Source organism: Rhizobiales bacterium NRL2 (assembly GCA_001664005.1).
Classification (GTDB): domain Bacteria; phylum Pseudomonadota; class Alphaproteobacteria; order Minwuiales; family Minwuiaceae; genus Minwuia.
Map to the genome: position 1 here is coordinate 2499536 of CP016093.1, position 20737 is coordinate 2520272.

A 20737-nucleotide genomic window follows, 5' to 3' on the forward strand; every position below is an offset into this window, starting at 1 on the left:
CGGCATGCGGGATTCCGCCGGTTTCGTCACGCGTGGACGGTTCGATTACACGCCGGAAGAACCTTCGAGCGTCCGCAGCAGCCACCGGTTCGCCGTTTCGGACGCTTCGTAGAACAGCCAGTGCCCGGCGCCCGGCACGACCTGGAAATCCATGTCCGGGTCGAAACGGCGCAGCGCCGCCACCTGTCCGGCGAGGCGTTCCGGATCGGAGAAGGCGTCCGCGCCGCCCCAGATACCCGACAGGCGCGCCCGGACCCGGGGCAGGGCGTCCAGCAGCGCCGTCGTTTCGGGAATCCTGCCGCAGCGGACGCGGGCGGCGGCGATGTTCTCACGCTGGATGCGGACGGCCAGATCGTCGACGCACGCGGGGTCGGCGATCATCAGCCGGCCCAGATTGTGGCGGTGGACGGCGTCGATCTCGGCTTCCGACATGCCTTCACGCACGCCCTTCAGATCGACACCGGGCGACGGCCCGCTCCGCATGCCGAAACCACCCGGTCCGCTGAGTAGCAGACGGCCGACACGGGAGCCCAGCATTGCCGCCAGATGTCCGGCGACGATGCCGCCATAGGAGAAGCCGACGATATCCAGTTCGGCGTCCGGCCCGAGCAGTTCGTCGACGCCCGCCGCCAGCGGCGCCGCCAACCGGTCCGGCAGGTGCGGTTCGGGCGGCGTGTCCGAGCGTCCGTAGCCCGGCATGTCGGCGGCCAGCACGCGGAACCGTGCCGAAAGGGCGTCGATGTTGCGGACGAAATGCGTCCACGATCCGAAATCGCCGTGCAGCAGGACCACGGGACGGCCCTCGCCGAAGCACCGCCAGGCCGTCCGCAGTCCCTGCCATTCGGTTTCCCGGTAGTCGGCCGCGGCCGCCAGCCGCTCGACCGAATTCATTGCCGTCTCGTCCATTCTTCTCCTCCCCAGGAAAGCTCTCGAGTCCTAGGCCAACGGGCGCCGGTCCGCCAATCCGATTCCTGAGCCGGTCACGGAAACCGTCACGGCCTTGTGTGTCGCCGGTGTTCCGCGCCCCTCGCTAGCATCGCCCGACGCACAGGGGAGGCACGCATGCGCTGGTTCATCGCCGTCCTGCTGGTGGCCGGGTCGTTCGCCCAGGCGGCGGCCCAGACAGACGAGCAGTACATACGCCACTGGCAGTCCGAATGGCCCGACACCGACTTCTCGAAACGGTCGGTCGATTTCGACGAGATCAAGTCGGGCGGCCCCCCGAAGGACGGCATTCCACCGATCGACGAACCGGAATTCCGTCCGGTCGGCGAGATCGAGGGGCTGGAGGACGCGCAGCCTGTGATGGGCCTGATCGTCGACGGCGAGGCGAAAGCCTATCCGCTCTCGGTCCTGATGTGGCACGAGATCGTCAATGACGAGATTGCCGGCGTCCCCGTCGCCGTCACCTTCTGCCCGCTGTGCAACGCCGCCATCGTCTTCGACCGGCGACTGGGCGGGCGTGTGCTGGATTTCGGCACCACGGGCAAGCTGCGCAACTCCGACCTGGTGATGTGGGACCGCCAGACCGAAAGCTGGTGGCAGCAGTTCGTGGGGGAGGCGATCGTCGGCGAACTGACCGGCGCGCGGCTGGAGGTCATTCCCTCGCGGGTCGAATCCTTCGCGCGCTTCCGCGAACGCGCGCCGGACGGCCAGGTCCTGGTGCCCGGCGGCCGTTATCGCCGGAACTACGGCCAGAACCCTTATGTCGGTTACGACACGCTGGGCCAGCCTTACTTCTGGCAGGGCGAGATGCCCGACGGCGTGCCGCCGCTCATGCGGGTCGTGTCCCTGGGAGAGCGCGGGGCCTGGACGCTGGAACTGGTGCGGACGAGGGGCGAGGTGCGGCTGGACGACGGCACCGTCATCCGCTGGACGCCGGGGCAGTTCTCCGCCCTCGACGCCAATGTCATCGCCGAAAGCCGCGACGTGGGCAATGTGACGGTCACCCGGGACGGCGCCGACGTCGCCCATGGCGTCGATTTCGCGTTCGCCTATCACGCCTTTTATCCGGACGCGCCGATCCGTCATCTGGCGGATTGAAGCCCGGACGCATAGAAGGAGGGGGTGTCGTTTCTGGAGGGATTCGCGTCACCCATGTCCGCGTCCGCACATGCCATCGTCGTCGGCAACGAGAAGGGCGGTACTGGCAAGTCCACCACCGCCATGCACATCATCGTCTCCCTGCTGAAGGCCGGCCACACCGTCGGCGCGATCGATCTCGACGCGCGGCAGGGTACGCTCAGCCGCTATTTCGCCAACCGCCGGGGCACGGCCGCGCGGCTCGCGCTCGACCTGGAAATGCCGCGCTTCGAGGTCGTGGAGAGCACGGATGATGGCGCGGCCGACCGGGAGCGGCTGCTCGGCGTGCTGGGCGAACTGGCCCCGGCCAGCGATTACGTGGTCATCGACTGTCCCGGCCATGACACGCCGCTCAGCCGCCTGGCCCACAATTTCGCCGACACGCTGGTCACGCCGCTGAACGACAGTTTCGTCGACCTCGACAACCTGGCCGATGTCGACCCGCAGAGCTTCGAGATCCGCCGTCCAAGCCGCTACGCCGAGACGGTCTGGGAGGAGCGCAAGCGCCGCATGCTGCGCGACCGCGGCTCCGTCGACTGGGTGGTGCTGCGCAACCGGCTGAGCCAGCTCGACGCCCGCAACAAGCGCCGTGTCGGCGACGTGCTCGACCGCCTGGCCAGCCGCGTCGGCTATCGCGTCGCGCCCGGCCTGTCGGAGCGGGTGATCTACCGGGAACTCTTCCTGGACGGACTCACCCTGCTGGACGTCATGGAAAGCGATTCCGGCGTCGACGTGACCATGTCGCACGTCGCGGCCAGACAGGAGTTGCGGGCGCTGATGGACGCCCTGCAGCTTCCCGGCGGGACACGCGCTGAGGACGCCGCCTGAAAGCGGCATTTTTGCCCCGCACGGCTTGCCCCGCGCGCTCATTCGGGCTATGAAAAGAAAGTATCTATCTAACTGATTCCCTGACGTTTCGTGATGGTCGCGATGACGTTGCGGCAGGCGCCGGAAAGGCGTCTCCCGCGCATGATCCGGACAGGGACGGAGACGCATCCAATTGGCCGATAACGACGAGACCCCACCGGCTCCGCCGGAGCCGCCGACCGACATTTCTCCGATCTCCATCGAAGACGAGATGCGGCAGTCCTATCTGGACTACGCCATGAGCGTCATCGTCAGCCGCGCGCTGCCCGACGTGCGCGACGGGCTGAAGCCGGTGCACCGGCGCATCCTGTTCTCGATGAACGAGAACGGCTACACCTCCGACAAGCCGTACCGCAAGTCGGCCCGCGTCGTCGGCGACGTCATGGGCAAGTACCATCCGCACGGCGACAGCGCGATCTACGACGCGATGGTCCGCATGGCGCAGGACTTCTCCATGCGCCTGCCGCTGCTGGACGGGCAGGGCAATTTCGGCTCCATGGACAACGATCCGCCGGCGGCCATGCGCTACACCGAGATCCGCCTCGACAAGGCGGGCGAGGCGATGCTGGAGGACATCGACCTCGACACGGTCGACTTCACCGAGAACTACGACAACACCACCGAGGAACCGTCGGTCCTGCCGGCGCGCATTCCCAACCTGCTGGTCAACGGGGCCGGCGGCATCGCCGTCGGCATGGCCACCAACATCCCGCCGCACAACCTGGGCGAAGTCATCGACGCCTGTCTGGCGCTGGCGGAGAACCCGGCGCTGACCGCCGAGGACCTGCTGCAGTACGTCCAGGGCCCCGATTTCCCGACCGGCGGCATCATTCTCGGCCGGGCCGGCCTGCGCGCCGCCCTGCTGACGGGCAAGGGCTCGGTCATCGTGCGCGGCAAGGTCGAGATCGAGGAGATCCGCAAGGACCGCTACGCCATCGTCGCCACGGAAATCCCCTATCAGGTCAACAAGGCGGCCATGCTGATCCGCATTTCCGAGGCGGTGAAGGCCAAGCGCATCGAGGGCATCGCGGAACTGCGCGACGAATCCGACCGCGACGGCGTGCGCGTGGTGGTCGAGCTGAAACGCGACGCGACGCCCGAAGTGGTGCTCAATCAGCTCTACCGCTTCTCGCCGCTGCAATCGAGCTTCGCCGTCAACAGCCTGGCGCTGCGGGGCGGGCGGCCCGAGGTGATGAACCTGCGCGACATGATCGACGCGTTCGTCCAGTTCCGTCAGCAGGTCATCACCCGGCGGACGCGTCATCTGCTGGGCAAGGCCCGCGACCGCGCCCACGTACTGGTCGGACTGGCCATCGCGGTCGCCAATATCGACGAGATGATCCGCATCATCCGCGCCGCGCCCGATCCGTCGACGGCCCGGGCGGAGATCATGGGCAGGGACTGGCCGGCCGAGGACGTCCGCGCCCTGGTCGAACTGATCGACGACCCGACCCACAAGGTGGTCGACGGCCGTTACCGCCTTTCCGAAGGCCAGGCGCGCGCCATCCTGGACCTGCGCCTGCATCGCCTGACCGCGCTCGGCAAGGACGAGATCGGCAGCGAACTGGAAGGTCTGGGCGAGAAGATCGCCGACTATCTCGACATCCTGTCCAGCCGGCCGCGGCTGATGGATATCCTGCGCGCCGAGCTGCTCGAGACCCGCGAACGGTTCGCCAACGACCGGCGCACGGCGATCGAGGATCTGGAGTTCGAGCAGGACGACGAAGCGCTCATCCAGCGCGAGGACATGGTCGTCACCGTCAGCCACAAGGGCTACATCAAGCGCGTGCCGCTCTCCACCTACCGGGTGCAGCGGCGCGGCGGCAAGGGCCGGGCGGGCATGTCGACGCGCGACGAGGATTTCGTGGCCAAGGTCTACGTGGTCAACACCCACACGCCGGTGCTGTTCTTCTCCTCGGCCGGCAAGGTCTACAAGATGAAGGCCTATCGCATTCCCATGGCGCAGCCCAATGCGCGCGGCCGGGCGATGCAGAACCTGCTGCCGCTGGAGCAGGGCGAGGTGATCCAGACGCTGCTGCCGCTGCCCGAGGAAGAGGAAAGTTGGGAGAACTACCAGCTGATGTTCGCCACGCGCTCGGGCAATGTCCGGCGCAATCTGCTGTCCGACTTCGCCAACGTGATGTCGAACGGCAAGATCGCGATGAAGCTCGATCCGGGCGACTACATCGTCAACGTGCGGCTCTGCACCGAGGACGAGGACGTCCTGGTGGCGATGGCCGGCGGCAAGTGCATCCGGTTCCGTGTCGGCGACGTCCGCGTCTTCAAGGGCCGGGACTCCACCGGTGTGCGCGGCGTGCGGCTGGCCCGGGGCGACCGGGTGATCTCGATGAGCATCCTGCGGCACGTCGACACCAGCACGCCGGAGGCGCGGGCCTATCTGAAGCACGCCAACATGCTCAGACGCGGTCAGAACGTCGAGCCGGAAGCACCTGATCTGCCGGTGGAAAGCGATGAGGAAGAAGTCTCGCTGGATTCCGGGCGACTGGCCGAGCTCGGCGCCGCCGAGCAGTTCATCGTCTCGATCACCGAGAACGGCTACGGCAAACGCAGCTCCGCCTACGAGTACCGCGTCACCAACCGGGGCGGGCAGGGCATCGTCAACATCGTCACGGGCGAGCGCAATGGCGAGGTCGTGACCTCCGGACCGGTCGAGGACAGCGATCAGCTCATGCTGGTGACCAATGGCGGCAAGCTGATCCGTATCCGGGTTGACGAAATCAGGATCGCCGGGCGGAATACCCAGGGCGTGACGCTGCTCGACGTCGGCGAGGGGGAGCGCGTCGTTTCTGTCACCCGCCTGTCGGACGAGGATGCCGACGGCGACAACGAGGATGAGGACGGCGATGCAGAAGGCGGGGAGGACGCCTGATCGCCGGCGCTCTTGGGGAGGGGCAAACCAGCATGAACCGTGAAATCGTCGGGCTCTATCCCGGCACATTCGATCCGATACACCTCGGCCATTTCGACATCATCCGGCGCGCTGCGCGGCTGATGGACCGGCTGGTGATCGGCGTCGCCATCAACGCCGGCAAGGGGCCGCTCTTCACGCTGGAGGAGCGCGTCGAGATGGTGGAGCAGGAGGTCGCCGGTTTCGAGGGCCAGGTCGAGGTGCGGCCCTTCGAGGGGCTGCTGATGCATTTCGCCGAGGAGGTTGGCGCCCGCGCCATCATCCGCGGCCTGCGCGCCGTTTCGGACTTCGAGTACGAGATGCAGATGGTCGGCATGAACCTGCGGCTGAACGCCGACATCGAGACGGTCTTTCTGATGGCCTCCGACAGCCACCAGTTCATCGCCTCCAAGCTGATCAAGGAGATCGGCACGCTGGGCGGCGACGTGAAGCCGTTCCTCTCGCCCGCCGTGGCCAAACGGCTCTCGAACAAGATCGAAAGCCGCTAGAGGAGGCGGGACGGGAAGCATTTGAAAGTCGACCTCTTCGATTTCGATCTCCCGTCCGATCGCATCGCCCTGCGCCCCGCCGAACCGCGCGAGAGCGCGCGCCTGCTGGAGGTGCGCGCGGCGGGTCTCGGGCATTTCCGCATCGCCGATCTGCCCGGTCTGCTGCGCCCGGGCGACATGCTGGTGGTCAACGACACACGCGTGATTCCGGCGCGGCTGAAGGGCCGCCGCGGCGAAGCGAATGTCCAGGCGACGCTGCACATGCGGATCGACGGGTGCACCTGGGCCGCCTTCGCCCGCCCGGCGAAGCGATTCAGGCCCGGCGACCGGATCGATTTCGGCGGCGCCCTGTCCGCCGAGGTGGTGGAGAGACGCGACGGCGGGGAGGTGGTGCTGCGCTTCGACCGGGCCGACGACGCCCTTCTTCAGGCGCTGCACGCCGCCGGTGAGATGCCGCTGCCGCCCTATATCGCCTCGAAGCGGCCGGTCGATGCCCGCGATCTTTCCGATTACCAGACCGTCATGGCCGACAGGCCGGGCGCCGTCGCCGCGCCGACCGCCGGGCTGCACCTGACAGAGGCCCTGTTCACGGAACTGGCCGCGCGGGACATTGCCGTCCACCGGCTGACCCTGCATGTCGGCGCGGGCACATTCCTGCCGGTGAAGGCCGACGACACCGCCGATCACCGCATGCACGCGGAGGTCGGTGAGATCGCCGACAGTACCGCCGAGGCGCTGAACCGGGGCCGCGCGGAGGGCGGGCGCATCGTGGCCGTCGGCACGACGTCGCTCCGGCTGCTGGAGAGCGCGGTCGATGCGGCGGGCGACATACGGGCCTTTTCAGGGGCGACGGACATCTTTATCACCCCCGGGCACCGATTCCGGACCGCCGACATGCTGCTGACCAATTTCCACCTGCCGCGTTCCACGCTCTTCATGCTGGTTTCGGCCTTTTCCGGCCTCGAACGCATGAAGGCGGCCTATGCCGAAGCGATCGGGCGCGACTACCGCTTCTACTCATACGGCGACGCCTGCCTGCTGCACCGGGTCGAGCCGTGAGCGCCTTCGGATTCCGGCTGGAGGCGCAGGACGGCCGGGCCCGGGCGGGCCGGCTGGAGACGGCCCATGGCCCTATCGAGACGCCGGTCTTCATGCCGGTCGGCACGGCGGGGACGGTCAAGGCGATGCTGCCCGAATCGGTGAAGGCGACCCGCGCCTCCATCATCCTGGGCAACACCTACCACCTGATGCTCCGGCCGGGCGCGGAGCGGGTCGCCGCGCTGGGCGGGCTGCACCGCTTCATGAACTGGCCGGGACCGATCCTGACCGACTCCGGCGGCTTCCAGGTCATGTCGCTGGCGGGGCTGCGCAAGCTGGACGAAGACGGCGTCACCTTCGCCAGCCATATCGACGGCGCGAAGGTCCGCCTCACGCCGGAGGGCTCGACGGAAATCCAGGATCTCCTGGACGCCACGATCACCATGGCCTTCGACGAGTGCACGGAGTACCCGGCAACCCACGAGGCGGCCGCCCGGTCCATGCGCCTGTCCATGCGCTGGGCCGAGCGCTGCCGCACGGCCTTCCGCCGCCGCGAGGGTTACGGGCAATTCGGTATCGTCCAGGGCGGCACCTTCGAAGACCTGCGCCGGGAATCGGTCGAGGCGCTCACCCGGATTGGCTTCGAGGGTTACGCCATCGGCGGCCTGGCGGTGGGCGAGGGGCAGGCGGAGATGTTCCGCGTGCTGGACGGTACCGCGCCGGCGCTGCCCGCCGACCGGCCGCGCTATCTCATGGGCGTCGGCAAGCCCGACGACCTGGTCGGCGGGGTCGAACGGGGCGTCGACATGTTCGATTGCGTCGCGCCGACGCGCTCGGGCCGGAACGGACAGGCCTTCACCCGCCGCGGCACGGTCAACATCCGCAACAGCCGCCATCGCGACGATCCGCGCCCGCTCGACGAGACCTGCGGCTGTCCCGCCTGCCGCGACTACAGCCGCGCCTATCTGCATCACCTGGTGAAGGCGAAGGAGATCCTCGCCGCCATGCTGCTGACCTGGCACAACCTGCATTTCTATCAGGAACTGATGCGTGGAATGAGGACGGCGATCCTCGCCGGCGCGTTCGCGGATTTCGCCGCCGCGTTCCGCCGCGAACTGGCGCAAGGCGACATCGCGCCGCTCTGACCGCGGCCGCGTCTTGACCGCCGGCGGACCGCGGCCTAGGTTCCGCGCCGCTGTCCGGCGCGCCGCACAGCCACGGTGGGCCCGTAGCTCAGTTGGTAGAGCAGCTGACTTTTAATCAGCGGGTCACAGGTTCGAATCCTGTCGGGCTCACCATTTATCTTATTAAATTCAATATTTTATACGAACGACTGCCAAGCTAATCATCCACAAATTTCGCTGTTGTAATGACTTTGTAATGAGCGTGCGAGAACCTCACTGCCAGGGCGCGCGGCGGCTCATGCGCTGACGCCAACGCGCTCGAACACCGCTTGAGCGATTCGGTTCAAGATCAGGGTCGTTGCTGGCCTTCGACAACGGCGCTCTCGGAGAACATGAGCGATATGGGTTCAGGGGGCTTACCGGAGGCCGTGGTTCCGGGGGCTCCGGGTCACCGGCGTTGGGCCACCTGGGCTGACGACATCACAACAACTTCCTGCACATCATCGCCCGACACCGCGTCCATTATTTGGCGTTGATATTCAGCCCGCGCGGTACTTTGCTTGCCCGGTTCGGCAGCGAGTTCGCCGGGGATGTATGGGTGTTCACGAGCTCATGCCAATACGCTCAGACGTTCCGGCCGGCGCCAGCGTCTTCAATCAGCGCCGAGTTCTTTTGCCGGTGATGTCACCCCTGGCTGACGATTGCAGCGATTTCATCAGCCATCTTTTCCACGTCTAGCTCACCCAGGCATTGGTCCATGCCCTTGGTTAATTTGGCGCGAATGACCTTGTGGTCCTTCTCGCCTGCCACCAGCGGGGCCAGACGCAGGGGGAAGGTGTAAAGCTGGGTGCGAAGGCGGGCCACATAATCCACCATGACCCCGTCCACAACCTCCATGGGTATCAGCCTCCCAGCCATTTCCGCCAGGCGAAGTTCAGCCATTTCCGCATCCGCCTTCGCCTTGCGTTCCTTGCTGCTGTCCAAGGGCACCAGCCTTCCTTGGGCCGCATCCCGTAGGTGGTTGATGTAAGTGACCCGGACTTCATCCAGGTCATAGTCCTTGGCCTTGCCCTTGCCCTCCCCCTTGGGGAGCACTCCCTCGGCCTGAAGCTGGCGAAATCGCCCTATGGAAAGATTCAGGTGTTCCGCCATTTCCCGGCTGGTCGCCATGTCTCACCGGCTCCAGAAGTATATTAGGGGGGTATGTCGGAAACCTTCAAAAGTAGACGCTGTCCGGGGTCGCGCGTTACCCGCAAAGGATTGATCCTGAAAGGACCCGAAGACGGGGGGCCACCCCGTCACCGTCTGGTCCTCATAGCCTGCCGCCATCGCTTCACGAAATGTCGCGCGAAGTCCCGCCGCAGGGTGATGATCGCATCTTCCTCGGGCCTCCACCGCTTGGGGATGTGGGCTGTGTTCTCCAGCACATAGAGCACCTGGAGGGGGTACCGGCCCCGGCCTTTCCGCCGAAGGATCATCAACTGTCCGCTGTTGGCATCCTTGGCCACAAAGGTCCGCTTCCTTCCCAACTGGGTGCGGGGGCGCAAAGCCTTGGGGACACCACGCCTTCCGCGCTTGCCCTCCACAAAGGTGGAAGGAATAGCCAGGTTCCTGCCCCTGGCCTTCCGTGTTCCACCTGTGGCCTGGTCTGAAATTGCGCGAGACTTCAGGCGGTCATAGATGACGGCGGTGAGGGTAGACTTGTTCGCCTTATCCACCCGCATGGCCACACCCAGGAACCGCTTGTTGCGTACCACCACGGCACGGGGCCAGGACTTGTTCACCATCCTGTGCCGTACTCCGAATGCCGTATCATTCAGCGCACCAGCCGCCGCGAATGGGACCTGGTCACCATAGGCCCCGATCCGCCGCTGAAGCCGTCGCAAGTCACTGGATACGTTGACTGTAAATCCGCCTCTAGCCATGCGCTGAAGATGGCCGGATTTGCCCTGATTGCCAACACTTCATGGCCTATGGCGGATGATGGCGGATAAGATAAACCATCCGCCATAGTCATTTCCCCTTATGGCTCAATGGGTTATGCCGATCTATGGCGGATGGCATATGTTTTTTGAAACCTTCACGCAAGACCCCCTACAGGTAATCAATCCGGGATTACCTGTAGGGTGCTACTGGATAAGTTTTGAAACACCTATCCGCCATCCGCCATCCGCCATAGCCAAGCCCGCAGAAAACTGGGAAAGCGCGCTATGGCGGATGCCAGACGTATTAGATGCAGGGGGTCTACAGGTAATCACGCGGTGCGGTTCTGATGGCGGATGCCGCCGTTTCGCGTGGTGCTATTGGAACACATGGGGGTGGGCAGGTAATCGCCCTGGGGTCAGGTGCCGCCCAAACGGAAAGGGCCGCCCCGGTGTTACCCAACGCGGCCCCCTCTGCGGCGTCCGCTCCACCGGCTCTTTATGGGGAGCCGGAAACCCCAACCGTCAGGCGGTAACGTGTTTGACCGCCCACATAACCGCTTCCTCGGCCTTGGTCTTGGCGATGGATAGTTCCCGGCTCACGCCCATGGCCTCGCATTTGGCGAGGAAGGCGGCCCCCAGGTCCTTCAGTTCCACCATGTCCTGTTTTTCTTCATCGGTCAGCTTCCGATACTGATGACGCATGGCGTTATTCACCACCCGCTCATCACTTGCGCTGTCTACCTTGTCGCCCATGTCATCTCTCGAGTAACTGGAAGATTAAGTACTCAATATGATTTACCGGTCGACTGTGGCGTGAGCGCGGTCACGTGATGATTAGTCATCGATCCTAATAGCACCGACCATGCCCCGTTCGAAATGCCCCGGCATGTTGCAGGCGAAGGATAGCTCTGTATTCGTATTGAAACGCCAAACGATTTCGGCTGTGTCTCCTGGTTCCAGAAGTACACTCGAAGGCTCTTTGTGATGCGGACCGGGGCCAGATCGACCATGAACATGCTTGGCGTGATCATGAACATCGGTGCGGGTAACGACCCCTTCCCGAACCAATTTAAGAAGTTCCTCCTGATGCGCCCGATGCACAATATCTGTGCCAATATTAAATTCATGAACATTTTCACCAGTATTTTTTAGATAGAATTCTATAATCTCACCGTTTTTTATATTGATAGCATTTATCGAAAAGAAATAATCTCCTATACTTATTTCGATTCGCCGCTCCGCCATATCGGTGGAAGCGGGCGATCCAATGTTTTCTACATGATGTCCATATGCATGGCCGCTAAGTGGTTCCCCTAGCTGATCATCGAAATTCGCAAACGCCGCCGTACTTGAAACAAGAATGGCGAATACGGTGACCGTCGAGTTGAACAAGAAATCAGATTTTGAGATTCTTGACACAATTGCCTCCAGTTGAACCATATCTGCTGGAAAGTCGGGCAATCAGCGATTGAACCGACTGTGGGCCCCGACACCGATCTGGTATCGGGGCCCGTCGGGCAGCCAAAGAACGCTCAGAACATGAAGCGCGTGCCGATGACGAAGAAGACGGTGCCGGCCTCTTCGCCATCCGCCCGCGCAAGATCGGCGGTTTCGCCGAACTTCCGTTCGTAGTGGACGCCGACATAGGGCGAGACGAGCCGGTCCACCAGGTCGTAGCTGATGCGTCCGCCCACCTCCAGCGTCGGACCGAACGCGCCCTGCCCCGCCGCCGCGTCATCGGTGAACGGCAGGTCGAACTCGATCGACGGCACGAAGACGATCCGGTTGGTGATCAGGCCCTCGTACTCCACCTCGAACCGGAAGGACGGATGGTCCGAGACGAACAGATCCGCGTCGACCTCGAACCACTGCCGGGTCAGACCGTGCAGACCGATCACACCGTGGAGCCGGTTCGGGCCCTTGGGCGTATCGAGCCGCACGCCGGCGACGGCGTCGAAGAATTCCGTCACCGGCGTCTGAAGCCGAAGCTGGTTCTCCAGCGTCTCGAAGGCTTCTTCGCCCGTGGCGTATTCCCCTTCGCTGCGCCAGACGACCTTCAACTCGTCGCTGCCGGCCAGCACGTCGAAATCCCACGCGGCAACGTCCGAACCCTCATCGACCCGGTATTCAGCCTGTTCGACCTGAATGCCCCAGATCAGCGGTTCCGCCTCGGCGGCAGGCACGGCCAGAACGGCCGGGACCAGCGCCCCGGTCAGTCTTTTCCAGAATGTGCGCATGGTTCAGCCGCGCTCCCTTGCATCCAGTTCCGCGGCCTTGTCCTGCGGACCGCCCTCGACGATGACCTTCCGGAACATGCCGGCGTCGGCGTGATAGGACAGGTGGCAGTGGAACGCCCACTGACCCGGCGCGTCGACCTCGGTCTCCATGTAGACCGTGGTCCCCGGCGCCACGCTGATGACGTGCTTGACCGGGTTCCATTCGCCGCTGCCGTTGTCGAGGATCGACCACATGCCGTGCAGGTGCATGGGATGGGTCATCATGGTCGTGTTGACGAACCTGAAGCGCACACGCTCGCCGTACTGCAGCCGGATCGGCTCGGCGTCGGCGTATTTCACGCCGTTGATGGACCACATGTAACGCTCCATGTTGCCCGTCAGCTTCAATTCGATTTCCCGCGTGGCCGGACGATGCGGGTAGAGCGGCGTCCGGGCCTTAAGATCGGCATAGGACAGAAACCGTCCGCCATCCGCCGCCTCAGGGGCAAGGCCGCTGCCCGGCGCATAGAAGGGATCGGGGCCCCGCAGCGGCTCGGTTTCTCCGTGGCCCATTGCCGCGTGGTCCATTTCCGAGTGGTCCATCGTCTCCGGCTTCGGCGCATCGTGCCCCATCGCGGCGTGGTCCATCTTCGAGTGGTCCATCGCTCCCGGCTTCGGCGGCTCGTGCCCCATCGCGGCGTGGTCCATCTCACCATGATCCATGCCGCCATGTTCGCCATGGGCCATGCCCATGTCGGCCATGGTCAGCAGGGGCGCATCGCGCAACGCCGGCACCTCGGCCGCCATGCCTTCCCGGGGCGCGAGCGTCCCGCGGCCATAGGCCGTGCGGCCCATGGATTCGGCGAAGATGGTGTAGGCGCGGTCGTCCTTCGGCTCCACGATGACGTCGAAGGTTTCGGCCACGGCGATGCGGAACTCGTCGACGGCGACCGGCTGGACCTCGTTGCCGTCGGCCTGCACCACAGTCATCTCCAGGCCGGGAATGCGGATGTCGAAATAGGTCATCGCGGAGGAGTTGATGAAGCGGAGCCGGACCCGTTCGCCGGGCTCGAACAGACCCGTCCAGTTCTGCGCCGGGCCCTTGCCGTTGATCAGCGGCGTGAAGCCCTGCAGATCCTCGATGTCCGTCGGCATCATCCGCATGTCGCCCCAGGCCTTGCGGTCGCTCAGGGCCGCACCGAAGCCCTTGTCCTCGGCATCGCCCAGGAAGTCGAACAGCGTCCGCTGTTTCCGGTTGTAGTAGTCCGGCATCATCTTGAGATTGCGCATGATGCGGTTGCCCGAATGGGGGTGCGCATCGGCGAGCTGGACGACGTACTCCCGGTCCCAGGCGTAGGGCTCGGGCTCCTTCGGCTCAATGACGATGGCGCCGTAGGCGCCGTCAGGTTCCTGGAAGCCCGTGTGGCTGTGGAACCAGTAGGTGCCACTCTGCACTATGGGAAAGCGGTAGGTGAAGGTCTCGCCGGCCGGAATGCCGGGATAGCTGATACCCGGCACGCCGTCCTGCTGATAGGGCAGGATCAGCCCGTGCCAGTGGATCGAGGTGCTTTCGGTGAGGTTGTTGGTGACTCTGATGGTCACGTCCTCGCCCTCCCTGAACCGAAGGACAGGCCCGGGGCTGGCCCCGTTGAAACCGACACCCGTGCGGGTGAAATCTCCGGTGTCGATCTTGACCCGGTCGACGGTGATCTCGTACTCGCCCGCCGAGACGGTGCCGGCGCCCATGACGAGCGTTGCCGCGGCGAGCGCGATTGCGAAATTGCGCATGTGTTGTCTTCCCTGTTTCGGATGAAGAGCGATCATTGGTGCAGCCGGATCGGGCCCTTCATGCCGGATTCGTAATGCCCGGGTACATTGCAGGCGAATTCAAGTTCGGCGTCCGTGTCGAAGGTCCAGACGACCTCACCGCTCTCGCCCGGCTCAAGCAGGATGCTGTTGGCGTGATCGTGGCGCATGCCGTGCTCGCCCATCCTGTCATGATGGATCGTGTCGGCGCCCAGCACGCCCTTCTGCATCATCTCCATCATCTCGGCCTGATGGGACGAATGCATGGCCGCGGTGGCGATGTTGAACTCGTGAACCAGTTCGCCCTTGTTGGTGACCACGAAGCGGACAGTCTGGCCCTCCTCGATCGTCAGCTTCTCCGGCTCGAAACTGTTGTCGAGCATGGTGATCTCGACCGTGCGGTCGGCATTCGCCGGGTCGCCGGCGTGGCCGATCGAGCCGCGTTCACCTTTGCCATGCTCGCCGTGACCGTGGCCGCCTTCGGCCTTCTCTTGCTTGTGGCCGTGCCCCCCGTCGTGGTTCCCGGCGGCCAGTGCGGGATGGCTCGCGGCGATTCCCAGTGCGGCGCCGGCCGCAACGGCGATGAAACGCAGATTCCTGATGGTAGTCATGAGACAGTTCTCCTGAACGGGCGCACGCGTGGTCTCGCGGACGCCGGAAAGTCATGGCCGCCGGAGACCGGCGGACGGTGATCGGTTCAGGAGAAGCGTTTCGGAGGTGGCGGAACGGGCCGCAGTTCGCGACCGTCAAAAACGGCCACCGGTCCGGGCTGGCAGGTGTCCCCGCGCCAGGCGTGCGAGGGAGCCGGTGACGCCAGAGCCATGCTGGCGCAATGGCCGTGATCACAGGCCAAGACTAGCGAACAGGGCAGTTCACCGTGATCCATGGCCATGTGATCATTCGGCGCCGAGGCGACGCCGCCGGCATCGTGGCCCGCGTGAGCGGCGAATGCCGTTTCCACGCCGCCGAACGCCAGTGGCGCGAGCAGCAGACAGAGCACGGCCGCAGCGACGTATCGACGAATATTTCGCCACCAGCGCATCATCGGGGAAGCGAACCCCGCACGGCTCGGGCAATCAAGTCAAACGGATGTGAACGATACCGCACGGCTAATCCATCCCGTTGGCACACTGTAAAACACTACCGACATAAACGGAATTCACACCTTCCTCCTGATGGAAGGTCAAGGTCATTGTTAGACGTTCCCGCTGTTCTCGCGACGTTTCGTCCGGACGGCGTTGGCATTTGGCAGGGCGCCGCCTAGCTGTAACTGCAACAACCAATAACGAGGGAAGCCGATGGAAACCCTCCTTGGGCCTGCCGTGCTGGTCGCCGTGGCGGTGGGTCTGGCGATGGTGCTGCAGAAGGTCGGAGGCCGAGCGGGGCTGACCGACCCCGGTTGCGTGCCGTGGCTTGGGGGCGGCACGCCCGAGACGCATGCCTGGCAGCGCTTCCATGTCCGCTACTACCCCATGACGCTGCTCTTCATCGCCTTCGAGATGGAGATGATGTTCATGTACCCTTGGGCCGTGGTCTACGTCGAGGAAGGCGTGAAGGCGCTGGCCGAGATGGGCATGTTCCTGGCGATTCTTTCGCTCGGCATTCTCTATGGCTGGCGCGAGGGGGTCTTCCGGTGGCAGTAGCCCGGCACAGGTTCCTGGCCGGCGGCGCTGCGGCGCCGGTCTTCGCCGCGGTCGGCGAGAACGGACTGGCCTCCGTCGAGGCGCTGGCCCGCCGTCCCGGCCTGCGTCTGGTTCAGAGCCCCCGGCAGGCGGCGATCCTGCTGGTGGCCGGCGAGCCAGGCCGGGCCGTCGAAGAGGCGCTCCAGCGGATCCATGATCAGCTCCCGCCGCCGCGCACGACCTTGTGGTGGGGCGCCCGGCCAATGTTCGAGGGGGAGGCGATTACCTCCGATACGGATCCGCTTCCGACGCTCAGGGCCTTATGGCTCGAACTGCTGGACGGCGCACGGCGCGGCGAAGCAGCGCTGCTGCCGGACGAGCCGCCCAACCCCTGGCGCGGACTGGGCGACCGGGGACATGGCGGCGAGGGGATGATGGGCGGCACACCCTATGGCCGGCCCATGGCGATGACCGCCGAGGATCCCCGCGACGGCCTCGCGCTCGATCCGTACACCGCCCGCTACGGCCCCTTCCTCCCCATGCTGCCGCCCGGCCTTCAGATGGAGATCACGACCCAGGGCGACATGATCGTGGAGGCGCGGGCGCTGCATCCGCCGTTCGGCCAGGAGCCGGCGGCACTGACCCCTTCAGCGCATGCCGCGAGACTGCTCCGCCTGCTCGGCCTGCCGCCGCTTTCCATCCGCGGCGCGCGCTGGCGCGGCGTCTTCCGCGCCATCCCGCCGGGGCTGGGGGTGGACGGCCATGGCGACGACGTCCGCGCGCGGCTCCGTCGCTGGCTGTCGGGGGAAGCGAATGCGCCCGGCGCGCCGCCACTGGGCGAAATGCTGCCCGGCCTGGAATGGCAGGAAGCCATGCTGGTGCTGGCGAGCCACGAACTGGACGCGTTGCGGCTTGCCGTTCTCTCCGTAGACGCGCCCGGGGAGGCGGCATGAACGTCCTCCTGTCGCTGCTTCTCATTGCGCTTTTCATCAGCGCGGGCGTCTGGCTCGCGGCGGTCGTTGACAGGGCGCTCGGCGCCTGGCGCGCCGGGACCCGTCCGGATGGTCTCTTCATGGGACCGTTCAGGGAAGCCGCGGCGATGCTGGCCCGGCCGCGCGCCGAGACCGAGGCCCCCGACGCGCTGTTCCGCCTGCTGGCCCCCGGCTGGTACCTGGCGCTGGCGGCGGTGAGTTTCAGCGTCGTGCCGTTCGCGCCCGGCATCGTGGCAACCGCGCCGAGCACCGGGCTGGTGCTCTGGGGCGCCTGCGAGGCGCTGGTGATCGTGGTGGTCTTCATCCACGGCTGGGCGCCGAACTCGCCGTTCCCGCTCATCGGCGCCTATCGCTACGTCGTCATCGGCCTGCCGGCCATGCTGCCTTCCATGTTCGTGCTCATCGCCGCCGCCCTGCCGGCGGAATCGCTGGCACTGCCGACGGTGGTGGAGAGCCAGCGGGAACTGTGGAACGTGGTGCGGCAACCGCTCGGTATGGTCCTGTTTCTGGCCATCGGGCTGACGATCACCTTGCGCGGTCCCTTCGACTATGCCGATCCGGAAGATCTCGCCGGCGGCACCTCTGCCGAGGAATCCGGCCCGGCGCTGGCGCTTTGGCGGCTGGCGCGGCTGGCCATGCTGGTTTCATTTTCGGCCATGGCCGCCACGGTCTTTCTCGGCGGCTTTCTCGGCCCGTGGTTGCCCGGTCCCGTGTGGCTGGCGCTGAAGGCGCTGGCGGTGATGGTCGCGACCCAGGCCGTGGGGCACCTGCTGCCGCGTATGCCGGCGCCGCGGATGCTGGCGGCGCTCTGGCTGATGGCGCTGCCGCTCAGCTTCGCCGACCTTTTGCTCGTCGGTCTGGAGTCGCTGGCATGAGTCTGTTCGCCGACATCGCCTTCTGGGCGCTCGCGGCACTGGCGGTCTGGAGCGGCTGGCGCGTCTTTCGCGTCGACTCCATGGTCCGGGCCTCGTTCCAGCTGATGACCTCCTTCATTGCCGTGGGGCTGATCGGTGTGCTGCTGGCGGCCCCCTATATCGGCATCGCCACGGTTTTCATGATGGCGGTCGAGATGATGGTCATGGCGCTGTTCATGGTCATGTTCATGATGAACCCCGCCGGCCTCAATCCGATGGTCATGGTCCATCAGCACAGGTTTTCCATCGTGGCGGGAATCGTGGCTTTTCTGGGTCTGGCGGGCGCGGCCGTCCTGACTGAACTGCCCAGCGACAAGGTGCCGGCCGACCGTGAAGTGGTTCGCGACCTGGGCGGCGAACTGCTCGGCGGCTCCATGCTGATCTTCGAGACTGCAGGCGTGACACTGCTGGCGGCGATGGTCGCCGCCGTGGCGCTGTCCGCCCGATCCGGCCGGGCCGGTCCTTCGGATGCCGGATCCGTCCCGCCCGGCCTGGAACCGGGCGGCGACCCGGCCGGGCGGCGGGGGGAGGACGGCGAATGACGCTGCTTTCGGTCCTTGTCGTCGCGGCCGCGCTGATCGGCATCGGTCTCTACGGCGCACTCTCCCAGCAGAGCTTCGTCATGCTGATGATGGGGCTCGAGCTGATGCTGAACGGCGCGATCCTGGCGGCGATGGGCTTCTGGTCGTTCGCCCTCGGCGGTATGCCGGAAGGGCAATTGCTCGCCATCATCGTCATGGCGGTCATGGCCGTGGAGATGGCTGTGGGCTTCGCGCTCGTCGTCGCCGTCTACCGCAAGCGCCAGACCGACATGACCGAGGGGCTGGAGACGCTGAAGCAATGAACCTGTTCCTCGTGCCACTCCTGCCGATTGCCGCCGGGGCCGTTGTCGTCCTTGCCGGCGATCGTTCGCGCGCCGTCCTCGGCTCGGCCGCCGCGGCGGTACTGGCCGGCACGCTGGCGCTGTCTGTCGTGGCGGCGCTTTCGAACTGGAGCGGCGAGTACGCCTGGGCGCCGGGGATCGCGCTGCGGGCCGGGCTCACGCCGCTTTCGGGCGCCGTTCTCGTGCTCGTTCCGCTGATCGCCCTGCCGGTTCTGGTCTTTGCCGCCGCCCATGAGGCGGGCCGAGGCCTCGGCCGGCTGGTCGGCCTCCTGCTGGTCTTCACCGGCGGGATGCAGCTTCTGGTGACCGCAGACGACCTGATGACCCTGCTGATCGGCTGGGAACTGGTCGGCGCCTGCTCTTGGGCGCTGATCGGCCATCACTGGCGCGACCCGGCCAATCCACGGAGTGCGACCTACGCCTTCGTCACCACCCGTATCGGCGATCTGGGGCTTTTCGCGGCGCTGCTGGCGGCGTGGAACGGCGCGGGCTCGCTCGACTACGCCGCGCTGGAACGCCTGGACGGTTTCCATCTGGCGCTTGTGGCCTGGGGCGTGCTGATCGCCGCGGCGGCCAAGGCCGGACAGATACCTTTCGCCCCCTGGCTGTTCCGGGCCATGGCCGGCCCCAGTTCCGTTTCGGCATTGCTGCACGCCGCCGCGATGGTCGCCGCCGGCGCCTACCTGCTGGCGCGGCTGCACCCCCAAATCGGCCACGCCCCCGGCTTCGCCGAAGGCGCCATGACCATAGGCATCGCGACCGCTCTCGCAGGGGGACTGGTCGCCGTCCTGCAGGGCCATGCCAAGAAGCTGCTGGCCGCCTCGACGTCGGCCCATCTGGGACTGATGTTTCTCGCCGTCGGTGCGGGCTATCCGGGTGTCGCCATGCTGCACCTGATCGCACATGCGGCGTTCAAGGCGCCGCTTTTCCTTGCGGCGGGCGTCGCCGGAGAAAAGGCGGGAAGCTACGAGATGCATCGCATGCGCCTTGGTCGGGCGCTGCCGGCGCTGGCGCTGGCCGCGGGCGCCGCCTCAGCCGCTCTGGCGGGCGTACCACCGTTTGGCGCGGCCTGGACCAAGGAGGAAGTTCTCAAGGCAGCCGGCCACGCTGCGCCCTGGCTGGCCCTGCTCGCGATCGTCGCCGGGGGGCTCAGCGCCAACTATGCCGCGCGTTTCCAGCTTCTCGCCTTCGGCCGGGACGGGGAGGGCGAGAGGGGCCGGATGCGCCCAGGGGAGCTCTGGCCGATCGCGGGTCTCGCGCTCTTGACCGTGGCGCTCGGGGTGCTCTGGCAGCCCGGCATTCACGGGCCACTGGAAGAATCTCTCGACGCCACGCTACCTGCCGGAAAAGCCTGGGAAATTGTCGTCTCTCTGATCGTCGTGGCGCTCGGACTGCTGGCCGGGCGGGAGATGGCGCGCTTGCCGCTGAAATACCGTTGGGAACCCGGGGCGGTATGGCTTGGTCTGCCGGTCCTGATTGACCGGGCGGTGGTGCGCCCCTTCAAGGGCAGCGCCGACGCCGCGGGCCGCTTCGACGACAGGTGGCTGGACGGCCTGCCGCGCGGCGCCGTACGCGGAGTCTTCGGTCTCGCCGACAGTCTGGCCGGGCTCGACCGCAGCGCGGTCGATGGTGGCGTCCGCGCCGTTCGCCGCCTGACCGAATGGGTCGCACGGACCGCCGACCGCATCGGCGAAGCCGTCACGGACGGTCTGCCGGAGGGCGCGGGGCGGTTGGCGGGGATTGCGGGGGCCGATGCGCGGCGTCTCCAGACCGGGCTTTCCCATCACTACTACGCGCTGATGGCGGCCGGGCTCGCGGCAATGGTCGCGCTGCTGACCATGGGAGGATGAG

At 65.9% G+C, this 20737-nt stretch carries 19 protein-coding genes and 1 tRNA gene; 13 read left to right on the forward strand and 7 right to left on the reverse strand.

From position 1 onward, the window contains the following. Positions 1-45: 45 nt before the first annotated feature. On the reverse strand, positions 46-873 hold the full coding sequence (locus TEF_11640; GenBank protein ANK83438.1) for a hypothetical protein: 828 nt from the start codon (positions 871-873) through the stop codon (positions 46-48). A 189-nt stretch (positions 874-1062) separates the two neighbouring features. Between TEF_11640 and TEF_11645 the strand changes: the two genes are divergently transcribed. The 7 genes from TEF_11645 (at position 1063) to TEF_11675 (ending at position 8702) form a co-directional block, all read left to right on the forward strand. Then, the gene (locus TEF_11645) at positions 1063-2043 is read left to right on the forward strand and encodes a hypothetical protein (GenBank protein ANK81378.1); all 981 of its coding nucleotides are present in this window, start codon (positions 1063-1065) and stop codon (positions 2041-2043) included. A 54-nt stretch (positions 2044-2097) separates the two neighbouring features. Then, entirely contained in the window at positions 2098-2910 is an 813-nt protein-coding gene (locus TEF_11650) for an ATPase (protein ANK81379.1), read from the forward strand. A gap of 172 nt (positions 2911-3082) precedes the next feature. Continuing rightward, complete coding sequence (locus TEF_11655; GenBank protein ANK81380.1) at positions 3083-5839, forward strand: DNA gyrase subunit A; 2757 nt, start codon at positions 3083-3085, stop codon at positions 5837-5839. A 32-nt stretch (positions 5840-5871) separates the two neighbouring features. Beyond that, the gene (locus TEF_11660; GenBank protein ID ANK81381.1) at positions 5872-6366 is read left to right on the forward strand and encodes a pantetheine-phosphate adenylyltransferase; all 495 of its coding nucleotides are present in this window, start codon (positions 5872-5874) and stop codon (positions 6364-6366) included. 21 nt (positions 6367-6387) lie between these two features. Next, a complete protein-coding gene (locus tag TEF_11665) occupies positions 6388-7425 on the forward strand; it encodes a tRNA preQ1(34) S-adenosylmethionine ribosyltransferase-isomerase QueA (protein ANK81382.1) in 1038 nt (345 codons plus the stop codon). Beyond that, positions 7422-8549 (forward strand): tRNA guanosine(34) transglycosylase Tgt, encoded by a 1128-nt coding sequence (locus tag TEF_11670; GenBank protein ID ANK81383.1) that lies wholly within the window; start codon positions 7422-7424, stop codon positions 8547-8549. Before TEF_11665 ends, TEF_11670 begins: the two co-directional genes overlap by 4 nt. 77 nt (positions 8550-8626) lie before the next feature. After that, a tRNA-Lys gene (locus tag TEF_11675) sits at positions 8627-8702 on the forward strand. Positions 8703-9212: 510 nt separating this feature from the next. Here TEF_11675 and TEF_11680 read toward each other — a convergent pair. The 6 genes from TEF_11680 to TEF_11705 all read right to left on the reverse strand — a co-directional run bounded on the left by TEF_11680 (position 9213) and on the right by TEF_11705 (position 15086). Next, positions 9213-9698 carry a hypothetical protein gene (locus tag TEF_11680; protein ID ANK81384.1) on the reverse strand — a complete coding sequence of 162 codons (486 nt, stop codon included), beginning with the start codon at positions 9696-9698 and terminating at the stop codon, positions 9213-9215. A 128-nt stretch (positions 9699-9826) separates the two neighbouring features. Then, the gene (locus TEF_11685; GenBank protein ID ANK81385.1) at positions 9827-10315 is read right to left on the reverse strand and encodes a hypothetical protein; all 489 of its coding nucleotides are present in this window, start codon (positions 10313-10315) and stop codon (positions 9827-9829) included. A 660-nt stretch (positions 10316-10975) separates the two neighbouring features. After that, the gene (locus tag TEF_11690) at positions 10976-11206 is read right to left on the reverse strand and encodes a hypothetical protein (GenBank protein ANK81386.1); all 231 of its coding nucleotides are present in this window, start codon (positions 11204-11206) and stop codon (positions 10976-10978) included. Between the two features lie 779 nt (positions 11207-11985). Next, complete coding sequence (locus tag TEF_11695) at positions 11986-12690, reverse strand: copper resistance protein CopB (GenBank protein ANK81387.1); 705 nt, start codon at positions 12688-12690, stop codon at positions 11986-11988. A gap of 3 nt (positions 12691-12693) precedes the next feature. After that, the gene (locus TEF_11700; protein ANK81388.1) at positions 12694-14457 is read right to left on the reverse strand and encodes a copper oxidase; all 1764 of its coding nucleotides are present in this window, start codon (positions 14455-14457) and stop codon (positions 12694-12696) included. Positions 14458-14489: 32 nt separating this feature from the next. Next, positions 14490-15086, reverse strand: a complete 597-nt coding sequence (locus TEF_11705; GenBank protein ID ANK81389.1) for a hypothetical protein — start codon at positions 15084-15086, stop codon at positions 14490-14492. A gap of 687 nt (positions 15087-15773) precedes the next feature. Here TEF_11705 and TEF_11710 point away from each other — a divergent pair. The 6 genes from TEF_11710 to TEF_11735 are packed head-to-tail and all read left to right on the forward strand — an operon-like array spanning position 15774 to position 20736. After that, the gene (locus TEF_11710) at positions 15774-16118 is read left to right on the forward strand and encodes an NADH dehydrogenase (protein ANK81390.1); all 345 of its coding nucleotides are present in this window, start codon (positions 15774-15776) and stop codon (positions 16116-16118) included. Continuing rightward, positions 16109-17050 carry a hypothetical protein gene (locus TEF_11715; protein ID ANK81391.1) on the forward strand — a complete coding sequence of 314 codons (942 nt, stop codon included), beginning with the start codon at positions 16109-16111 and terminating at the stop codon, positions 17048-17050. Before TEF_11710 ends, TEF_11715 begins: the two co-directional genes overlap by 10 nt. After that, the gene (locus tag TEF_11720; GenBank protein ID ANK81392.1) at positions 17047-17964 is read left to right on the forward strand and encodes an NADH:ubiquinone oxidoreductase subunit 1 (chain H); all 918 of its coding nucleotides are present in this window, start codon (positions 17047-17049) and stop codon (positions 17962-17964) included. The genes TEF_11715 and TEF_11720 overlap by 4 nt, the downstream gene beginning before the upstream one ends. Further along, positions 17961-18545, forward strand: a complete 585-nt coding sequence (locus TEF_11725) for an NADH dehydrogenase (GenBank protein ANK81393.1) — start codon at positions 17961-17963, stop codon at positions 18543-18545. Before TEF_11720 ends, TEF_11725 begins: the two co-directional genes overlap by 4 nt. Further along, entirely contained in the window at positions 18542-18847 is a 306-nt protein-coding gene (locus tag TEF_11730; GenBank protein ID ANK81394.1) for an NADH-quinone oxidoreductase subunit K, read from the forward strand. The genes TEF_11725 and TEF_11730 overlap by 4 nt, the downstream gene beginning before the upstream one ends. Continuing rightward, positions 18844-20736 carry an NADH dehydrogenase gene (locus TEF_11735; protein ANK81395.1) on the forward strand — a complete coding sequence of 631 codons (1893 nt, stop codon included), beginning with the start codon at positions 18844-18846 and terminating at the stop codon, positions 20734-20736. The genes TEF_11730 and TEF_11735 overlap by 4 nt, the downstream gene beginning before the upstream one ends. Position 20737 lies beyond the last annotated feature (1 nt).